18 protein-coding genes are annotated in these 19,278 nt (G+C 57.0%); 6 read left to right on the top strand and 12 right to left on the bottom strand.

Annotated elements, in window-relative coordinates; translation table 11 throughout:
- The first annotated feature begins 366 nt into the window (after positions 1-366).
- A complete protein-coding gene (locus WJ542_RS18045; protein WP_411190779.1) occupies positions 367-678 on the top strand; it encodes a BufA1 family periplasmic bufferin-type metallophore in 312 nt (103 codons plus the stop codon).
- A gap of 300 nt (positions 679-978) precedes the next feature.
- On the opposite strand, the gene WJ542_RS18040 is transcribed toward WJ542_RS18045, so the two are convergent.
- The 5 genes from WJ542_RS18040 to WJ542_RS18020 form a co-directional block, all read right to left on the bottom strand.
- Positions 979-1,674 carry a M15 family metallopeptidase gene (locus tag WJ542_RS18040; RefSeq protein WP_411190778.1) on the bottom strand — a complete coding sequence of 232 codons (696 nt, stop codon included), beginning with the start codon at positions 1,672-1,674 and terminating at the stop codon, positions 979-981.
- Between the two features lie 216 nt (positions 1,675-1,890).
- A complete protein-coding gene (locus WJ542_RS18035) occupies positions 1,891-2,148 on the bottom strand; it encodes a DUF1272 domain-containing protein (RefSeq protein ID WP_411190777.1) in 258 nt (85 codons plus the stop codon).
- Positions 2,149-2,249: 101 nt separating this feature from the next.
- On the bottom strand, positions 2,250-3,749 hold the full coding sequence (locus WJ542_RS18030) for an efflux transporter outer membrane subunit (protein ID WP_411190776.1): 1,500 nt from the start codon (positions 3,747-3,749) through the stop codon (positions 2,250-2,252).
- Positions 3,746-4,906: an efflux RND transporter periplasmic adaptor subunit gene (locus WJ542_RS18025; protein WP_411190775.1), complete on the bottom strand. Its 1,161-nt coding sequence runs from the start codon at positions 4,904-4,906 to the stop codon at positions 3,746-3,748. Before WJ542_RS18025 ends, WJ542_RS18030 begins: the two co-directional genes overlap by 4 nt.
- Positions 4,903-8,100: an efflux RND transporter permease subunit gene (locus WJ542_RS18020; protein ID WP_411190774.1), complete on the bottom strand. Its 3,198-nt coding sequence runs from the start codon at positions 8,098-8,100 to the stop codon at positions 4,903-4,905. The genes WJ542_RS18025 and WJ542_RS18020 overlap by 4 nt, the downstream gene beginning before the upstream one ends.
- Positions 8,101-8,567: 467 nt before the next feature.
- Between WJ542_RS18020 and WJ542_RS18015 the strand changes: the two genes are divergently transcribed.
- Complete coding sequence (locus WJ542_RS18015) at positions 8,568-9,050, top strand: winged helix-turn-helix transcriptional regulator (protein WP_411190773.1); 483 nt, start codon at positions 8,568-8,570, stop codon at positions 9,048-9,050.
- 186 nt (positions 9,051-9,236) lie between these two features.
- On the opposite strand, the gene WJ542_RS18010 is transcribed toward WJ542_RS18015, so the two are convergent.
- The 3 genes from WJ542_RS18010 to WJ542_RS18000 all read right to left on the bottom strand — a co-directional run bounded on the left by WJ542_RS18010 (position 9,237) and on the right by WJ542_RS18000 (position 11,836).
- Positions 9,237-9,782: a carboxymuconolactone decarboxylase family protein gene (locus tag WJ542_RS18010; protein WP_411190772.1), complete on the bottom strand. Its 546-nt coding sequence runs from the start codon at positions 9,780-9,782 to the stop codon at positions 9,237-9,239.
- 238 nt (positions 9,783-10,020) lie between these two features.
- Positions 10,021-10,838, bottom strand: a protein-coding gene (locus WJ542_RS18005) for an IS5 family transposase (protein ID WP_411186887.1) whose coding sequence is annotated in 2 segments (ribosomal slippage) — positions 10,021-10,490 and positions 10,490-10,838 — 819 coding nt in all. Because the reading frame shifts where the segments join, the coding sequence is not laid out codon by codon here.
- Positions 10,839-10,924: 86 nt separating this feature from the next.
- Positions 10,925-11,836, bottom strand: coding sequence for a LysR substrate-binding domain-containing protein (locus WJ542_RS18000; protein WP_411190771.1), 912 nt, complete (start codon positions 11,834-11,836; stop codon positions 10,925-10,927).
- Positions 11,837-12,034: 198 nt separating this feature from the next.
- Between WJ542_RS18000 and WJ542_RS17995 the strand changes: the two genes are divergently transcribed.
- Positions 12,035-13,423 carry an MFS transporter gene (locus WJ542_RS17995; protein ID WP_411190770.1) on the top strand — a complete coding sequence of 463 codons (1,389 nt, stop codon included), beginning with the start codon at positions 12,035-12,037 and terminating at the stop codon, positions 13,421-13,423.
- 71 nt (positions 13,424-13,494) lie between these two features.
- Here the strand turns inward: WJ542_RS17995 and WJ542_RS17990 are convergent, their stop codons facing one another.
- Both WJ542_RS17990 and WJ542_RS17985 read right to left on the bottom strand, forming a co-directional pair.
- Positions 13,495-13,908 carry a VOC family protein gene (locus WJ542_RS17990; RefSeq protein ID WP_411190769.1) on the bottom strand — a complete coding sequence of 138 codons (414 nt, stop codon included), beginning with the start codon at positions 13,906-13,908 and terminating at the stop codon, positions 13,495-13,497.
- A 216-nt stretch (positions 13,909-14,124) separates the two neighbouring features.
- Complete coding sequence (locus WJ542_RS17985) at positions 14,125-14,655, bottom strand: GlcG/HbpS family heme-binding protein (RefSeq protein WP_411190768.1); 531 nt, start codon at positions 14,653-14,655, stop codon at positions 14,125-14,127.
- A 544-nt stretch (positions 14,656-15,199) separates the two neighbouring features.
- Between WJ542_RS17985 and WJ542_RS17980 the strand changes: the two genes are divergently transcribed.
- From WJ542_RS17980 to WJ542_RS17970, 3 genes are all read left to right on the top strand, one after another.
- Positions 15,200-15,481 carry a DUF3331 domain-containing protein gene (locus WJ542_RS17980; protein WP_411190767.1) on the top strand — a complete coding sequence of 94 codons (282 nt, stop codon included), beginning with the start codon at positions 15,200-15,202 and terminating at the stop codon, positions 15,479-15,481.
- 99 nt (positions 15,482-15,580) lie between these two features.
- On the top strand, positions 15,581-16,081 hold the full coding sequence (locus WJ542_RS17975) for a carboxymuconolactone decarboxylase family protein (RefSeq protein WP_411190766.1): 501 nt from the start codon (positions 15,581-15,583) through the stop codon (positions 16,079-16,081).
- Between the two features lie 61 nt (positions 16,082-16,142).
- Positions 16,143-16,868: an SDR family NAD(P)-dependent oxidoreductase gene (locus WJ542_RS17970; protein WP_411190764.1), complete on the top strand. Its 726-nt coding sequence runs from the start codon at positions 16,143-16,145 to the stop codon at positions 16,866-16,868.
- 106 nt (positions 16,869-16,974) lie between these two features.
- Here the strand turns inward: WJ542_RS17970 and WJ542_RS17965 are convergent, their stop codons facing one another.
- A complete protein-coding gene (locus WJ542_RS17965) occupies positions 16,975-17,883 on the bottom strand; it encodes a LysR substrate-binding domain-containing protein (protein WP_411190763.1) in 909 nt (302 codons plus the stop codon).
- Positions 17,884-18,239: 356 nt separating this feature from the next.
- Positions 18,240-19,265: a carbon-nitrogen hydrolase family protein gene (locus tag WJ542_RS17960; protein WP_411190762.1), complete on the bottom strand. Its 1,026-nt coding sequence runs from the start codon at positions 19,263-19,265 to the stop codon at positions 18,240-18,242.
- Between the last annotated feature and the right edge of the window lie 13 nt (positions 19,266-19,278).

Below are 19,278 nucleotides of genomic sequence, written 5' to 3'. Positions count from 1 at the left end.
TTCAATGTTGCCTGGCTCTCCTGGCGCACGTATCCACTGCAACTCGCGCACTCAGCGTTTTCCGGTGTGCGCGGCAATCGTCGGGAGGGGTCGCTGCGTTTCCTGCTGGTATTGGAGTTTTTACCACGGATTTCATCATGCAACTTTCTCACTTTTCGAACATATATTCCTCATTCGGCGGAGATATCGATCAACACGCCTGTATGTTGACAATTGGTTTCATTACGAAACTACGCCAGCCATTTTTCTCGACAATGACGTCCAGGTTCGAAATTTTCCGGCCACTGTAACCGACGTCCAGTATCTACCGAACTAGCTTATGTATCCGCTGCGGATACCTTCCATCTCAACCATCGGAGAAACTGCATGTCCGCGAAGACCACTGTTACTTCAACCCTGCTCGCAAGTGCCGTTGCAAGCCTGCTCGCTTCCGTCGCTCACGCTGCACCGCTCACCAACGCAGAAATGAATGCCGCCGTTTCCGCTCACAAGGAAAAATGCTACGGCGTTGCGCTTAAGGGGCAAAACGATTGCGCTGCCGGTCCGGGCACGACCTGCCAGGGTACGTCGACGGTCGACTTTCAGGGTAACTCGTGGAAGTTCGTCCAGGGCGGCACGTGCGCGAGTATTCAGGTTCCGGGTGGTGGCCACGGTTCGCTCACGCCCATCAAGTCCTGATCACGCAACCGCCAAGAGGCATTGGACGGCCATAGATATTTCCACTAGCACCGTGGCATCGTATATGTGTGGCCGGCCTCGCCCTGCAACGCCTGGCAAGCCTGGGCTCATCGGTACCAGCTCAAAGTACAGACATCTCGGAGTCGTCTTCGAGAACCAGGTTCGAGACATGTGGTTTGTTCATCGTCGCACCGGCAAATACCCGCTTTCCGGGTTTGACGTAGTTGACATGGACACGGCCAGGCTACTCTCGCCTCTGGTTCGCAAGATCATGCCCAATATCGGCGAAGCGATATGACATCACCGTTGCTCCGGCCCAGAGATAGTGAGCATGTGCTGCTCGTATATTTGAGGAAGCCGCTCAAGAACAAGATCCTTTCCAAGCATATCTGCCTTCCGGATGGCGCTTGCCAGGAGAGGAACATTCATCTGTTGCAGCGCGGGGACGGACAACGGAGCATAACTGAGATGCCACGGCTCCGGGTACATCCCGCCCAGGAAGTGCTTGTACGGCCTGAAGAAGCCAAACCGGCTAATATTTTCATCAAGCCAGCAATGCAGATTCCAGAAAATTCCACCTGGGGTAACTTCCTCAGGCAGCAATTTTGGACGGTAATCAGATGGCATGACGGATAGATCAACTACATCTATCTCGGTGCCCCATTGGTGACGGCTCCCGCCGGGGAGAGCTGACCAGTTCAGGATGCAGTCGACGATTTGCGTTGGTGACAGCGTGTGAAATTCTCTTGGTTTCCCTTCGCTGTCGTATAGCGGTTTTTTGCCACTGAATTTCCCGTTCCAGATTCTCAACTGCATACGGAAATCCCGGAAACTACTGATTGGTGACAGTTCAATGCCAGCACGTCGCGCTTCTTCGCGCATGGCAAGGAAAGCCTGTCCGGCTGCCGGCTGTGCAGCAAATCTCGGCTCAACGAACTGTTCAACGTGAGTCCTGGATCTCCCGGTTAGCTCCAGTTCATTCAACGCTCGCTTCATTGCGGGCTCCTTTCCGGCACGCGATGGCCCAGGAATCGGTGTTGGCTATGGAGAAGCAACCGTATTGAAAAAGCACTTCGGCGGCCAAGGTGCGACATTGTCAAAGGCTTTCTCAACGTATTCTATGAGGTGGGTATACGCTGGACGACTATTTCACGCTTAGTGTTCGGAGCGCGATGAACTATAGAAAATGTCCGCCATCTCTCGGTACCGGATTTACGTGCTTGACTGAGCGTTTTTCATACAATCCGGATTGAAGACCCGCTTTGTCGAGGTCGGAAATTTGGCCAGTTTGTTCGCAGGACGACGTGGCCGAAACACCAGTTCACCACCACAGTTTGGGCAGGTGTCCTTCAAGATTTGTTCCGTGCACGTCTGGCAGAACGTACATTCGAAGGAGCAGATGAACGCCTCGGTAGAATCGAAGGGTAAGTCTTTGTTGCAGCACTCGCAGTTCGGGCGAAGTTCTAACACTTTCCATCTCCTTAATCTGTAACTGCAGGTAAATCGCCGCGGGGCCTTAAAAAGGCCTGACGTCAGACGGAAGGCTCAGGCGCAGCCAGACTGGCCTGCCCTCACGGCGCGGGACGACTCTCCGGTGAAACGGCCCGAATTGCCCGGGCCTCCGGTGAAGACATTGTCATAGCGGTCTGGGGATCGTTATTGAGTCCGGTCTTGCTATCCCATCCGCCACCCAGTGCCTTTATAAGCGCGACGTCTGCTGTCATTCGGCGCGTCTGGATGTCAACCTCGGCCAGGCGAGCGCCAAGTTCGACGTCCTGTGCCACGATAACGTTATAGTAGTTCTCCAGCCCGCCCGTGTAGAGCCGCTCTGCTTGCGCCGCCGACTCCCTGGCCGCATCGACCGCCGCCTGTTGAGTCGCCGTTTCGCGGGCTAACAGATGCAACGAAGCAAGGCTGTCTTCCACCTCTCGATAGGCGATCAGGACTGTCTGTCGATACTGTGCGGCTGCTTCCTCATGAGCTGCGAGCGCGCGGTCGTTAAGTGCCCGTCGTTTTCCTCCATCGAGCAGATTGAGCACGGTCGTAGGCCCAAGCGACCACGCCTCTGCGGGCGCAGTGAAAAACCGGCTCGGAACCGCTGCCTGTACGCCAAACAGCGCGTTAAGGTTGAACGCTGGGAAGTATGCGGCCTTGGCGACCCCGATGTCTGCATTGGCAGCGGCGACACGCCGTTCCGCAGCGGCAATATCGGGGCGTCGTTCGAGTAGTGTGGCCGGGAGTACAGGTGCCACATCTGGCGGTACCGTTTGGAGAGCACCAGGTGGGAGCGTAAAGCCCTCAGGCGGTTGTCCCGTAAGGACCGCGATAGCATGCTCGAGGTTGGTTCGCTTGAGGCGGATTTCCGTGGCTTCTGTCTTCGCACTCTCATACTGAGCCTCGGCCGCAGACACATCAGGCCTTGCAGCATAACCGGCTGTAAAGCGCGCCTTCGTGAGTTCGAGTGCCTTCCGATAGTTGTCAACGGTGCGATCAAGAACCTCCTGCTGGGCATCGTCGCCGCGAAGGATAAAGTAGTCGGTAGCAAGCTCTGCATGCAGACTCAGAGACACAGTCGCCAGATCGCCGGCACTAGCCTGCTCCAGGGCTACCCCTGCCTTGGCCTGGTTACGTACGCGTCCCCAAACATCAATTTCATAGCTGAAATCGAGCCCAAGGCTATAGTTGTAATACGTACGATTTGGCAGCGAATTCGGCGCCTCCGGCGACAGGCCCGCACGCGATACGGAGCCTCCGGCATCCACAGAAGGGTAATAGTCAGCCTGCGCGCTCTTCGCGTCGGCACGCGCCTCATCGTATCGCGCAAGCGCGACCTCGAGATCCTGATTGGCAATCCCAACCTGATCCTCGATCTGGTCTAAGGTCGGATCCCCGAACATCTGCCACCATGGGCCACGCGCCACGGCGTCCTGGGGTGTTGCGGTGGTCCAGTCAACCGATTCCTTAAATCCGCTCGGCACCGCCACAACAGGAGGCGCATACGCCGGTGCCAGGTCGCAAGCGCTCAGAATACAGACCAGGAGCGATGCGCCACCTCGAAGTAGCCGTCTCATGAGCGAGCCCCCTGCGCGTGCCCTTGCGCCTGCTGCAAACGAACACGTTGTCCTGTGGCCAACGATGCCGGTGGATTAAGGACAACGCGGGCGCCTTGTGAGATGCCAGTGGTAACATCGATGGTTGCGCCGAAGTCGCGGCCTAAGGTGACCGGATGCAGCTCAACCACACCATCAGCATTGACAGTTGCGATGCGTACGCCCTCGGAACGAAAAAGCAACGCATTGGCCGGTACATTTACCCCGCGCTGCTCCACCGGCAGCGTGAAATGGACCTCCGTGTAGCCGCCCGGCAATAGTTCACCCTTCGCGTTATCGGTCTCCAGTTCTACGAGAAGCGTACGGGAGATGGGTTCTATCGCATCTGCCGAGCGCGTGAAGCGAGCAGGAAACATACGCCCCGGATATTCAGGAAATGCGAGCATAGTCGCGACACCTGGCCGGATCAGCGCTGCGTAGCTTTGCGGAACCTGAACGTAGATACGTAGCTTGCTCGTATCCGCTACCCGGAACAACTCTGGACCGGTGCCGCTCCCGGCGTTAATCAGATTGCCCACATCAGTTTCGCGTGCAGTGACAACGCCGTCGTAAGGTGCGACGACCCGTTCGAATCCAACCAGTTCGGATAGACGCGCCACGTTGGCTTGAGCTGACGCCACGGCTGCCGCCTTGGCAGCGGCGTCACTCTGCGCTTGATCGTCCTGCTCGGCTGAAACCGATTGCGTGGGCAACAAAGCGTAAACGCGCTTCGCCGTCGATTGGGCCAGTCGATTGTTGGCCTGTGCAGTGAGCAAATCTGCCTTCGCCTGCTGTAGCTGTCGATCGACTTCGGGAGCGTCGATCTCCGCGAGTACAGTCCCCGCCTTTACTCTCGTGCCGATATCGACGTACCAGTGCTTGATATAGCCGCTCGTTCGAGCATAGATCGGCGTGTCATATTCGGCTTGCACTGTGCCAGGTAATACAACCTCAGCGGTTGCCGGACCGGCCATAGCAAGGATTACCGACACTGTCGGCACGGATTCCTTTTCTGTTAGCTGTACTAGCGAGTTCTCGGCGTGGACGCGCGACCAAACACCCCAACCAACCGTACACAAGAGGAGTCCGGCGACACACACTGTGATCCACCTGCGGTGTGGCAGACGAGCGCTATTCATGTTCGATTCTCCTTATCCGATGCGGGCTCTGCCATGCGTTGAGGTTCGAGAATGTTGTCGGCGCGACCATGAATCAGACCGAACACCGCAGGCACGAAGAGCAAGGTGGCCACCGTGGCGAGGCAAAGTCCACCGATAACCGCCCGGCCAAGCGGAGCATTCTGCTCGCCGCCATCACCGAGTCCGAGAGCCATGGGCACCATACCGATAATCATGGCGAGCGCAGTCATCAACACAGGGCGGAAGCGGGAAAAACCGGCGTCCATCGCAGCCCTGATCGCATCTCCCCCGAGTTCCTGCGTGCGCTCTCTGGCAAAGCTGACCACCAGAATGCTGTTTGCTGTAGCAACGCCGATGCTCATGATTGCGCCGGTAAGCGCGGGTACGCTGAGTGGTGTGCGCGTAAGGAAAAGCATCCATACGATCCCGGCCATCGCGGCAGGCAATGCCGTGATAATGATGAAGGCGTCTGTCCATGACTGGAAATTGATCACAATAAGCAGATATACCAGCAGAACGGCGAACGCGAGGCCACCGAGCAATCCGATAAACGACGTCTGCATGGTCAGCACCTGCCCACGGATGGCGATGGTCGAACCGCGCGGCAAACTTTTCTTCGCTGAATCGACGAGACGAGTCAGATCGCCATTGATCGCGCCAAGGTCACGGTCCTGTGCTGCCGCGTAGATGTCGATGGTCGGTTTGACGTTGTAGTGCGTAACCACAGCGGGACCTACGCTGTGCGAAATGCTGCTAACCGCGCCGAGGATCTGCATGCGGCCGCCGTTGGCGCTTGTAAGCGTTACGTTGCGCAAGGCATCGAGCGAATCGAGCTGCGGCTGCGGCGTTTGCACCACAATCGGATACGAAACCCCATTCTTCGGATCGAGCCAAAAAGTCGGATTCGTTTGGAAACTGCCAGTTAGCGTGAACAGCAGATCGTTCGCGACTTCACGTTGTGAAAGACCGACTTCCTGTCCGCGACTACGATCAACCTTCACATCGAACTCGGGATAGTCAAAGTCCTGCTGGATGCGTACATCTGCAATACCCGTCACATGCCGTACCTGCTCAAGAAGTTTCTGGGCAAAAGCATTGTTGGCGCCCACGTTGAAGCCACTTATCTGGATATCGATGGGTGCAGGCACGCCAAAGTTCAGGATCTGCGTGACAATGTCCGCCGGCAGGAAAGAGAACGTAACCCCCGGGAACGCGTCTGGCAGGATTGCGCGCAGGCTACGGACGTAGTCCGCAGTCGGCCGGTGGTCCGGTTTCAGTGTGATGAGAATGTCCGCATCGGCCGCACTGGCCGGCGCGGAATTGCTATACGAAAGATTAATACCGCTAACTGGCAAACCGACGTTGTCGACGAGACTCGATATCTGGCTTTGGGGAATGACCTGCCGCACAGCGGCTTCAACTTCGTCGGTCAGCCGTGCAGTCTCCTCGACGCGCAACCCGGCGTGCCCCCGCAGATGCAGCTTGATTTGGCCACTATCCACCGCGGGGAAGAAGTTGCTGCCGAGCCAAGGCACCAGCGCGAACGATAAAGCAATGCACCCAAGAAACATTACGATGAAGCGCTTTCGATAGGCAATCGCGGCGGCGAGCACATTGCTGTAGCGCTTTCGCAGCGCTTCGAAGCCACGCTGGAATGCGGTCTGTATCCTGGAGAGAGGATTGCGTGGCGTTTCTTTTTTATCATCGTGCGGGTTGTGCATGCGCAGCCAATATTTGGCCAGCGTCGGAACCAGCGTGCGCGAGATGAGATAGGACGCCAGCATCGCAAAACAGATCGCTTCTGCCAATGGAACGAACAGATAGCGTGCCACACCATTCAGGAAAAACATCGGCACGAATACGATGCAGATACAAAGCGTCGCGACAAACGCCGGGACCGCGATTTCCTGTGCACCCGCAAGAATCGCGGCTTCTACTTCTTCACCTAGTTCAAGATGTGCGTTGATGTTTTCGATTGCGACCGTAGCATCGTCGACAAGAATACCGACGGCAAGCGCAAGACCGCCCAACGTCATGATATTGATCGTCTCGCCCAACATCGAAAGTCCGACCAGCGAGCAGAGAACAGACAATGGAATCGAGATGGCGATGATGAGCGTGGAGCGCCAGCTACCCAGAAAGAGCAAGATCATCAGCGCCGTCAACGCCGCAGCGATGAGACCTTCTCGCACTACCCCGTCAATTGCCGACCTGACGAAGACCGATTGATCGCCGATAGGATGAATATCCAGCGCCGGAGGCGACGCGTCGCGCACCTGAGGCAATAGCTGCTTGATCTGATCAATAATATCCAGCGTGGACGCTGTTCCCGTCTTCTGGATCGTCATAAGCGTCGCATGCTGACCATCGACACGCACAATGTTGGTTTGCGGCGCCGAGCCATCGCGCACGTGGGCGACATCGTGCATGTAGATGATCGTTCCGTTCACGACCTTGACAGGCAGATCGTTGAGCGCCTGAACTTCCGCCGGACTGCCATTGAGCCTGACGTTGTATTCGAAGTCCCCCACCTTCTCCGTTCCCGCCGGGATGATGAGGTTTTGTTCCCCGAGAGCATTCACGACATCATTCGCCGAGATCCCACGTGCCTGCAGAAGATTTTGGTCGAGATCGACCTGAACCTGACGCAGACGTCCACCATAGGGAAAGGGAATCGACGCCCCCGCAACACCGGCTAGCTGCGTGCGAACGAAGTTGTTGGCGAGATCGTACAGACCTTGCTCGGGAATACTCTTGCTGGAAAGTGCAAGCTGGATGATCGGCACGCTCGACGCGTTGTAATTCACGATCAGCGGTGGCGTCGTGCCGGGCGGCAACTGCTTCAGCCACCATTGAGCGCCAGCCGTCATCTGGCTGGTGGCAATAGAGACGTTAGTGCCCGGATGAAAGTAATACTTGATGACGGCCACGCCGTTGAGCGATTGAGACTCGATGTGGTCGATGTTGTTCACCGTCACGAGCGTCAGACGCTCGAACCCGCCCGTGATTCGGTCGCTCATCTCCTGCGGAGGGAGCCCATTGTAGTTCCATATGACACTGACGACGGGAATGTTGATATTCGGAAAAATATCTGTCGGCATTCTGAGCACTGCAAGCGGTCCAACAACGGCGAGCAGCAAAGCCAGAACGATGAACGTGTAGGGTCTCTTGAGCGCGACCCGAACAATCCACATAACCCAACTCCAGTAAAGTGTAGATGCACCTGTTCCGTGGCCTGGCTTGCCACCGACAAATGCCATACTGCTGCGCCGCTCTGATCCTCTGGCATTGCCTCAGCAATATGCAGTGATGTTCTTGCCTCCAATGACCCTCGGGAGACATTCGCCATCACCCGCAGCGCATCATGCAGCTAATCGTCGTGAAAATTAATCCATCAAAGCCGATTTAGTCTTACTCGGAAATCGAATAGCTGGATCTTCAGCGAACCAACGATTTGCCGTCGGCAAAGCGTGCTATGCGATTAGCTCTTCGCCCGCAGCAGCCGTTGTCCGGCTCGCGCTCTCCGTCTGCTCGCCTGTATCCCTATAAGTTGCAAAAAGCAACTGTATGGTGCTAGACTTTCTCCAGCGTTCAGATGGGTCCGGACTGGCACCGGGCCGGACCTTGAGGTGTTGCGATGCGCAGGAAGGAATTTACGGGCATGAATTGTTCGATTGCACGGGCACTCGAACAGGTCGGGGAATGGTGGTCGCTACTTATTGTGCGCGAGTGCACACAAGGTTCGCGACGATTTGATGAGTTTCAGCGCGAGTTGGGCATCGCGCGAAACATACTGGCCACTCGTTTGGAACGCCTGATCATCCTGGGCATCATCGAGCGCTATCCCCTGGAAGAGCGAGCCAACACGGACGGATATCGGCTCACGAAGAAGGGCGAAGACCTCTATCCCGTTGTTGTGTCGCTGATGCAATGGGGTGATCGATGGTTAGCCAAAGCTGGCAAGCCACCCATACAAATGGTGTCCGAAAAAACTGGGCGCCCGGTGGAACGCCTGGAAGTGCGGGAAAAGGGTGGTCGTCCGCTGTCATTTCAGGATGTCCGATTCGAGCCTGGACCCGGCGCGACCTCTGCGACCAAGCTCGTAATCGCCAGTCGCAATTCGCGTGTGTTAGGGCACGACTAATGCCCCGAGGCGCGGTCCCTCACGCCAATTACCGCCTTCGTCAGATCGTCCGACTGCGAATAGCCTGTTGAACAACGCCGCGTCGATATACAGCGGCACCACCCTCCGTCCATCCGCAGAAAGATATAGCCGACGAAACGTCAATCTCTAACCGTTCTTACGGACATTCACCCTGTCCCTGCGGTATCAGATCCATTCGCTGCAACGAAGGACAGGGAAATCAATCTCCACTTTTGATACCTGACAGAGCAAGCTTGTCATCACGTTCAGACTCACAGCACCGACAACGGCCAGAATCTCAGCGTGGCTGAGACCTGCGTTGCGTATCGCTTCAACATCGTCTGCGCTAATTTGTCCCCGTTCGCCGGCAACTTTCAAGGCAAAGGCGAGCACTGCCTTGGTCCTTGCACTGCTCGCTTGCCCGATTCTGCTGAGTTCGATTTCCTCAGGAGGCATGCGTGCCACATTCAGTGCCAGATAACGCTGCTCGGAGACGAGGTAATCGCAGCTATAAAGCTGTGCGACTGCAAGTGCAATGCGCGCGAGCGTCTTGGTATCAAGCGTATCCATGAGTACCTGATTCATGACGCTGTAGCCTCGAAGAACAGCGGGGTTGCTACCCATAAGCCGGAATGCGTTCGGCACTACCCCGAGCCAGTCATGGACTGCATCCAGAATTTTCCGCGACCCTTCGGGGACATCGTCGCGATCGGGGACAGCGAGGCGGGACACGATAGCTTCCTGTTCATTCAACGGGTAGGGTCATAATGGCGAAATTCGTCCCGAAGTTGAATCTGCTGAAAATGAATTTCATCTTCTCGCAATCCGAGCAGGCAAGCTTTCGGCCGATCCAATGACGACGTTCGCGTATAACCGGCTTAGCCACGCCAAAATTCGCTTTCCTCTCTCAATCGCAGTTAGCCGGGAAGCTTGCTGCACCCTTCAACCAGGTCACCCCTAAGAGACGGTTTCATAAAGGCTGTTGAGTTCGCTGAAGAGTGTTCCAGCAGATCAGGCAACAACCGAGTTTGAGGAACGCGTCGTGAATGTCCGCACGGCGTTCGAAGCGAATACGCAAACGGCGGAAGTTATGCAACCAGGCATGGGTACGTTCGACGACCCAACGAACTTTTCCAAGGCCGCTACCGTGCGGGTGACCGCGCCGTGCGATGCGGGTGGGGATGTTGCGCACGTGCAGGAGGCGCCGGTACTTGTCATGATCGTAACCACGATCGGCGTAGACACGGCCAGGACGACTCAGCGGCCTGCCGCGCACCCCGCTAATCGGCACGATGGCCTCGATCAACGGGATCAGCTGGGTAACGTCGTGACGATTGGCGCCGGTCAGGATTGCCGCGATCGGCGTGCCGTTAGCGTCGGTGGCGATGTGGTGTTTGGAACCAGGTCGTGCTCGATCGGTGGGGTTCGGGCCAGTTTTTCGCCCGCCCCAACCGCGCGAATCGACGATGAGTCGACGACGACGCGGGAGAAGTCGATCTTCCCGGCCGCTCGCAGTTTCGCCAGCAGCAGTGCGTGCAGTCGATCCCACACGCCGGCTTGCTGCCAATCGCGCAGCCTGCGCCAGCAACTGACGCCGGAGCCGCATCCCATCTCCGCTGGCAGATCTCGCCAGCGGATGCCGGTCTTCAGCACAAACAAGATGCCGGTCAGCGCAGCCCGATCCGGTACCGGCTTGCGACCCGGATACTTGAAGCGGCGTGGCTTCGCTGGTGGTAGCAGTGGCTCGATCAGTGCCCACAGTTCGTCGTCGATGATTGGTTTGCCCATCTCCTCGATCCTGTTGTCACAACAATCGAGGTTAACAGGTTGCGTTACGGGTTAACAGCCCCTACGAACTCTTTTTGAAACCGTTTCTAAGAGCCGAACCTCGCCAGCGACTCGCGCAATTGAGGCGCCACGAAGTCGATAAAACGCCGCAGCTTCAATGGCATCAAATTACGTGAAACGTGCACAAGATGTACCGGTACCGGCTCGACTTCGTACTCTTCCAGGAGCAGGCTCAATTTGCCTGACTCGACGGCTTCGGCTACGTGACAGTGAAGCAATTGAGTCACGCCGATCCCACGGATGGCCGCTTCCGCGGCCGTATCGGGTGTCGACACCTGAAGCCGTGGTTTGACGGTCACCGACATCGACTCATGGGAATCCGGCGATCTGAAACGCCATGTTGGAGATAGCATCGGACCAGTGAATACGACCGTCGGCATGGAGGTCAAATCGCCAGGCTGGCGTGGCACGCCTTGCCCGGCCAGTAACGCCGGGCTCCCGCATACCACGACGCGAAAAGCACAGAGTCTGGTGGCGATCAGATTACTGTCCGGCAGCCGCCCGATGCGAACAGCGACGTCTACACGTGAATCGACCAGATCGATGTTGCGATCCGACTGTAGTACCGTCACGTTAATATCCGGAAATAGCGCGAGGAAATCGACGATTTTCGGTAGCACGTGCACACGACCAAACAATACAGGCGTTGCAACCACGAGTTCCCCGCGCGGTACCGTGAATTCGCCCGCTACATCTCTCTCCTGCTCTTCGACAAGTTCCAGTATCTGCCGCGCAGCGACCGCGTAGGCATTACCCGCATCGGTTAGTGTCAGCTTGCGCGTCGTGCGCAGCAGAAGCTTGGTACCCAATTGGGCCTCCAGCTCGCTAACTTTGCGTGTGAGCGTCGGTATGGGAATGTTGAGTCCTCGGGCAGCGGCAGAAAGACTGCCTTTCTCCGCCGCCGCGAGCAGCATGCTCATTGCTTCCAGACGGTCCAAGATGTCTATCCAGTTTTCGAGAAAAAGTAACTCGAATTTAGTGAATTAAAAAATGGGAGCGGAGAAGGCAATATCTATCGCGAGACAACGCGACCGGGAGGGTGCGGATCACCAGGTTCGACTCGACCCCAGAACGCAAAGCAACGTCGCGGCCGCCACTACTGTCCACATCAAGCCCAAAAGCGTGATACGCAACTCATGAACACCATCGATAATCGGACATCATCTCAGTCAAATTTCCTCGCTTACTGGGTTCCAGTTCTGGCTACCAGCGCTGCATTCTTCATGATCGTGCTGGACACCTCGATCGTGAATCTCGCGCTCGCACGAATCGGTACGGACTTTCATTCGAATGTGGCGTCGCTCCAGTGGCTTGTGGACGGCTACGCGATGATTTTCGCCAGCCTCCTCCTCGGCTCCGGTGCGATCGGCGACAGACTTGGCGTGAAAGGTATCTTTATGACGGGGTTGCTCGTCTTCACTATTGCTTCCGGCCTCTGTGGCGTCGCACCTACGATGACCTCCCTGCAGTTTGCACGTATTTTGCAGGGCGTCGGTGCCGCATTGCTGCTGCCGAACTCGCTCGCTGCCATCAATCACACCTTTCTGGACGCGACGCAGCGATCGAAGGCGATCGGCGCGTGGGCGAGCGCAGGCGCGGTGGGCATTGCGGTCGGTCCTGTGCTCGGAGGAGTCCTCGTGCAGACGCTCGGCTGGCGCAGCATCTTTCTCGTCAATCTGCCTGTGGGCCTGCTCGCGCTCTGGATGACGCATGGTCATGTGCCCAAAGCCGCGCACCACGTCACGCGCTCGCTCGACCCGCTCGGTCAATTGCTCGGCGTCGCTACTCTGGCTAGCGCCACCTATGCGCTCATCAGCTCCGGCCGCCCTGCTTCGCACGGCGCGGGTCTGGTCGCTTCAGGTGTAGCGTGCGTGGTATTCGCTGGCACCTTCCTCATCGTAGAGGGCCGGCAAAAGAGCCCGATGCTGCCATTGCAACTCTTGACGATTCGCACGCTCGGTCCAGTTTCTCTCGCGGGATCGCTGCATAACGTAGCCATTTACGGTCTCATCTTCGTTCTTAGCCTCAAATTTCAACGTCTCTTCGATTTGACGCCGATGTCTGCCGGGCTGCTCTTTTTGCCGATGACTCTTGCGCTTGCCGGTGGGACACGCATTGGTACAAGAATCCTGCGCAAGTACAGTCCATTTAAGCCGCTCATTTGGGGACATCTCGCAGCCGGGTTCGGCGTGCTGCTACTCGCTGTGCCCGAACGCCTTCTGGTACCCCAAGCTTCGATCCTGCCGCTTATCATCATCGGGTTAGGCGCCGGCGTAACAACGCCTGCCATGGGCCTTGCAGTCCTGGATTCCGTAGCGCGTAGTCAGGGCGGCCTCGCCTCCGGTATTTTGAACAGTGCGCGCCAGGCTGGTGGCGTTATCGGCGTAGCCGTGCTCGGAGCATTACTCGGTGACCCTGTGACGTTGTCCGGCGTCCGTGCCGCCGAGTACACCGCCGCCATCTTCCTTTGCGCAGCTAGCCTGATCGCTTTCCTCGCCTCTCAGGAACGCGGTGCAAAGAAATGAACGGATGAACGAGATCCGATTTCATCCCAAACTGCGAGTCCAGTACCTTATCCTTGTGCCAGCGCTATCCATCAGACGCCCGGTGCGTAATTGAATTCAATGCGAATGCCGCCCGGCTCGTAGATCATCGTATGCGTCTTCGGTCCTTTTCCCAGCGGCTCCGGCATAAATTCGACTTGCACGCCGGGCCAGTTCGAAACACGGTGGAAGATATCGTCGAGAGCATCCGGGCTCTCGACCTTGATAGCAAGATGATGCAGGCCGATGTTCGACTTGCGATCGAATGCCACTACATGCTCCAGATTCTTTACCTCCCAGAGTGTCAACCGGGCATAACCGTCGGAGACGAAAATCGCCGGATACTCCGGCTTCTCCCCGACCTGTTCCCAGCCGAGACAGTCGATAAAGAAGTCCCGGGTATCGGCCAGATTGCGCACTGTCAGGCCAACATGATCGACACCGCGTGTCCGTGATTCCACTGCCATTTTCTTGCTCCTTCTGACTATCGTCATCAACAACGCACTGGATGTCGTCATCCGGTAGCGAGTGTTCTTACATCCGGACAGCACGTACTGAGAGCTGCTGTTCAGCTATCAGATCGGTATTTTCCCGACAACGCAAAACGGTTGCCCCAGGATGGCGCCACGCGCACCCAAAGGGTTGTACGACATCAATCTACCCGCTGTTCCTGCACCCCTGAATCAATGCAGGATCAAGCTCTCCACTTTGGCGGCACCTGCTTTCGCACAAACTTCGTCCTTGTCACCCCCCGGCGAGCCGCCAACACCAATTCCGCCAACGATTTCGTCATGAAACTTTATGGCCGCCCCGCCGGGGAGAGCAACGACATTCGGCGTCGATGCAAGTCCTTGGCCGGCGAGAGCAGGATATTTGGACAGCAATGCGAGAAACTGGCTCGTTGTGTCGATATGGAAGATCGGCCCCATCGTGACGATCGTATAAGCCTTTCGGAAAGCCGAGTCTTTCGTGTGGATAGTAGCGTGATCGCCGCGCAGTACCACCTGCGGCGTCCCCGCCACGTCGACGACAGTCGCCGTCACATCGTATCCAGACGCTGCGCAGGTTCGCACCGCTTCAAGCGCACCCTGCAGAGCAAGGTTCATCGGGAGCGTATAGCCACTCTCGGAGACCTGTGCATGCACACCGACACTTCCCGTCGCGATGCCGAGCGCCAGAAAGCCTGCCAGTGCAGATCGTTTCCTTTTCAACATTGACCGCCTCATAAGTTTTATTATGCAACTTATTTTCAAATGGAAAGCCCCATAGTCGAAGAAATCACGCATCAGTGATCATTCTGTACTCGCCCGAGAAATGCAAGCGTATCCGATACGGTCTCGTCGACTTTTTCTTCCGCAGCTTTGGATAGCGCCAAAAGAGATCGATGGACCGCGTGGAATGTTGTGAGGAACTCGATAGCTGCATTGTCCCGCATACGAGGTGACTCCACTTCGTCACTTTTTGAAGATATGTCTCTCGGATTTGATGGATTCACCACAAACCCGGTGATCGGCACAATTGCCAATGGACAAACGACTGTTCCGACCTCGTTCTTCCCGGCTTGGTCGCGCGTGCGGTCGTATCGACTAGAGATGTCGTGACGCTATCTGAACGATTGCCATCAAACAGATCGGGAGATTTCATATGCGCGAAACTGCACAACGTAGCCTATCCGATGTCGTGCATTGCTCAGGTTTGAGGGCAGGCTCCCGCAGCAATCCCACGAACGCAGCGTTGCGCGTTTGCCAACGCGTTCCCGTGTCCAAATTCGTCGAGCGCAAAGTCAGTGTGGTTGATGTTTTGACGTCCAGACTGATTGTCGTGTCATGGCAAACATCCACTGCAGGCCGCTACGGCTATCAAACCTGGCAAAAAGGCGTGGCATCACGCAACGGACTCTGTTCATTAACAGGCCAAAGTATCCGACGCGGAGATACGGTATTTCGGCCCAAAGGGGGGACCAGTCAGCGGCCAGTGAACTGGGACGAGATGATTCTTGCCGAGAACGTGAATGACGATGTCGATCCTGACCGGATTTGAATTCGCGCACCGTGTCGGTCGCTCCGTATGGTGCGGTACGGCGTAGCTAATACGGTCTTTCGCATTGACATGCGAACCATCTCATGGAGGACAACCGCTATGCGTCAGTTGATCACATCTGTACGCGGAGATCCGCTCAAATCCTCGCGTGCCCGGGCAAAGCGTACACGGACCGGCAAGGACACGCCAACGAGTTCGCGCGACGCAGTCGCACAGGGTGAGTCTGTCCTCGATAGTTACGCCGCGATGCGCAAGGCACTCTCGAATTCGCTCAACATTGCAACACTCGAGCACATCGATCACGCCACGGCTACATCCGCCGGTGCTGCGGCGCTTGCCTGGGTGGGAACGAGAAACGTCGAACGAGCCGGACTCGACATACGCGCGTCGGCCGCCATCACTTTCGCAGATCAGGTGATTCGATACCGAGGACATATTGCCGACGCCGATATCGACCAGATCCGCGCATCGGGATTCACGGATACGGAGATCGTCGCAATCGTCGCGGCGCTGGCGATCAATGTGATGATGAATGTGCTCACCAGGCTCGAATCGATTGAGAGAGATATCCCGGACAAGCGCGGCGAAGCATCATCGTGATCCGCCGGTTTGGCCAGCCAGTCAAGCCAACAATCCTTCTTTTTATTTTCAGGAGTTCATCATGTCTCGCACCGTCATCATCACCGGAGCCTCGAGCGGCATTGGCTTCGCACTCGCTCAGTCATACCTGACGTCTGGCTTCAATGTCGTCGGCAATGGACGCTCACGCGAGCGACTGGAAGCGGCGGCAGTCAAGCTCGGCAATCCCGCAAATTATATCGGCGTGGAAGGCGACATCGCAGTCGCCGACACGTCGCGACGCCTGTTCGATGCCGCGATCGACCGATTCGGGAAAGTCGATATTCTCGTCAACAACGCCGGCATCTTTATCGCGAAGCCGATCACGCACTACACGGCTGACGACTTCGACACGCTGATCGACACCAACCTGCGCGGTTTTTTCTATCCGACTCAGATCGCGGCCGCGCATATGACCGAAAAGGGCGGCGGACATATCGTCAACATCACGGCTGTGGTGGGCATTCAACCCAATGCAAACGTGCCTGCCACGTTACCGGCACTGGTGAAGGGTGGCCTCAATCAGGCGACCCGTTCGCTTGCGACCGAGCTTGCCAGGCACAACATCAAGGTCAATGCGGTAGCACCCGGCGTAGTCGATACCCCGCTCCACAGCCCGGAAAAGCATGCCTTCCTCTCGACTCTGAATCCGTTTGGGCGACTTGGCCAGGTGAAGGAGATTGTCGATGCAGTTCGATATCTCACGGACGCTGACTTTACTACCGGTGTTATTCTCGCGGTAGATGGTGGCGCCGCCGCAGGGCGTTAAGCGCGCAGGTTGAGCCGCGCGGCGTCGATGGCCAACCGGCCGCCAAGGCTCGACCGCTAATGACGACGCGCGGCGCAAACCGGCCACGTTGTCCACGATGGGAAGCTCACTGAAAGCGGGCTAGCGACTCTCGCAAACGCGGCGCAACGAAATCGATAAAGCGCCGCAGTTTGAGTGGCATCAGGTTACGCGAAACGTGAACGAGATGAATCGGCACTCGCTCGACTTCGAAATCCGGCAAGACAATCTGCAACCTGCCTTCGTCGATCTCATCGGCGACGTGGTAATGCAGTAGCTGTGTGAACCCGACACCGCGCGTTGCAGCATCGACTGCAGAATCCGGCGTTGATACCTGAAGACGCGGCGCGACGGGAACAACCAGGCGTTCGCCAGTTGCCGGCACCTTGAAACTCCATTCAGGCGAAAGCATCGGACCATTGAACATCACACACGGCATGTCGAGCAGCTCGGACGGATGTTGCGGTACGCCGTGTCCCGCAAGAAAGGCGGGGCTTGCGCAAACTACCACGCGAAACGATCCCACTCGCGTCGCAATCATGCCGCTGTCAGGCAGTTTGCCTAGACGCACCGCCAGATCAACGCGGTCGTCGACCAGATCAACGTTCCGGTCGGACTGCACCAGCTTCACATTGATTTCGGGAAACAACGCAATGAAATCGGTAATCAAAGGCAGGACGTGCATGCGCCCGAAAAGATTGGAAGAGGCGACGACCAGGTCACCGCGCGGCGCCGTGAATTCCCCTGCGGCTTCACGCTCCTGCTCCTCGACGAGGTCGAGAATTCGGCGTGCAGCCGTCACGTAGGCAAGACCCGTGTCGGTCAACGTCAATTTGCGCGTCGTCCGTGTGAGCAATTTTGTCCCGAGCTGCTCCTCCAGGTCGCTGACCTTACGCGTGAGCGTAGGTACTGGCACGTTCAGATCGCGCGCGGCAGCCGACAAACTGCCTTTGTCGACAGCCGCGATCAGCATTGCCATAGCTTCAAGTCGGTCCACGTCACTTGTCCGTATTCTGAGAAGACTATGTTCGATTCTAGTGGATGTTTCCCCTCATGAGCGGCCCATTTGAGGCCTTTGGAACTCGCCTCGGGCTGAGTCCAGTTACAGGATTCAATTTCTCATATCTTGAGAATATGCCACTCAAATTTTGAGGCTTCACGGACGATGCAGACGACGTCATGATAGTGGCGCGTCCCATCGGACCACGCTGGTGATAAGAGGTCGCCACGATAATTCATTCGTTTCGGTAACCACTGAGGCGTATCAGCGCGATCTCCCCGACACCGAAGACGTGGTGTGGTATCGATTGACGGGCGACGTTTGCAACCCAGAAGCCCCCGCCTCCAGCAAATTCAACCTGCGTCCTCCACCTCGACCTCGGGGCTCGCTTGCGCCATTTTCCGTTCTCGCCAGGTGACCGGCTCTTGACGCGCGCGGTCGACACTCAGAGCAAAAATGTCGAAGCGATTGTAGTAGCCGACCACGTCGTGAAACTGCTTCGGCTCGATACAGCGATTCAAATCGAATTCGGCATAAGCGATCCCCTCTTTCTCGCACAGCAGATCACCCACGGGTGAACCGGTTGGATCGACGAACATCGTTGCCGCACGGGACGACCCGTCGAGCACGGCAGCCGCTTCGGGGTTCCGTGCGATCAAAAAGTCCCGCATCTGCGCGTCCATGTATCCAGCGCAGATAATGCCAAATGCCTTTGCTTCGAACGAGTGCGCTCCCGCGCGCAACCGATTCGCCGCAACATTATCGAAGTTGCGACCGGTCACCGGACGCCGCGTCGGCCAGAGCGCCGGCCAGCTCGAAATATGGATCTGCTCGCCCTGCGCCATTAGCGAATAACGCGCCAATGGATTCGTGTTCTCTCCGCAGATCAAACCCCCAATGCGGCCAATGGGCGTGTCGGCAACCTGCAGTCCGGCACCATCGCCTGAGGCCCAAAGAAGCTTCTCATAGAAGGTCGGGACGAGCTTGCGATGATGATTGATAACCACGCCCTGAGCATCGATGAGCACAGTCGAATTCCAGAGGCAACCAACACTCGCATGTGATCGCTCGCTGAAGCCGAGCGAGACGTAGATGCCGTTGCGGGCAGCTTCGGCCGCAATTTGCTCGATTTCAGGGCCATCGGCATAGAGGCTCTCTTCGGTGAAGCGTTCGAACAGGTCATGATTGTCGATTGGAGCCCACAGGGCAGCCCACACCGGAAATGCCGGTATGAACGACTCCGGGAAGGCAATGAGCTGCGCGCCGTTCTGACTGGCTTCGCGGATCAGATCGATGGCCTTGGCGACCGTTTCGCGGCGATTGAGAAAAACCGGCGCGGCGTGCGCGGCTGCCACTTTGACGAGAGGAAGCTGAGACATAAGAATTTCCTTT

Origin of the sequence: Paraburkholderia yinzeri (genome assembly GCF_046581065.1) — a bacterium.
GTDB lineage: Bacteria > Pseudomonadota > Gammaproteobacteria > Burkholderiales > Burkholderiaceae > Paraburkholderia.
This window is presented reverse-complemented; position numbering and strand designations above follow the sequence as displayed.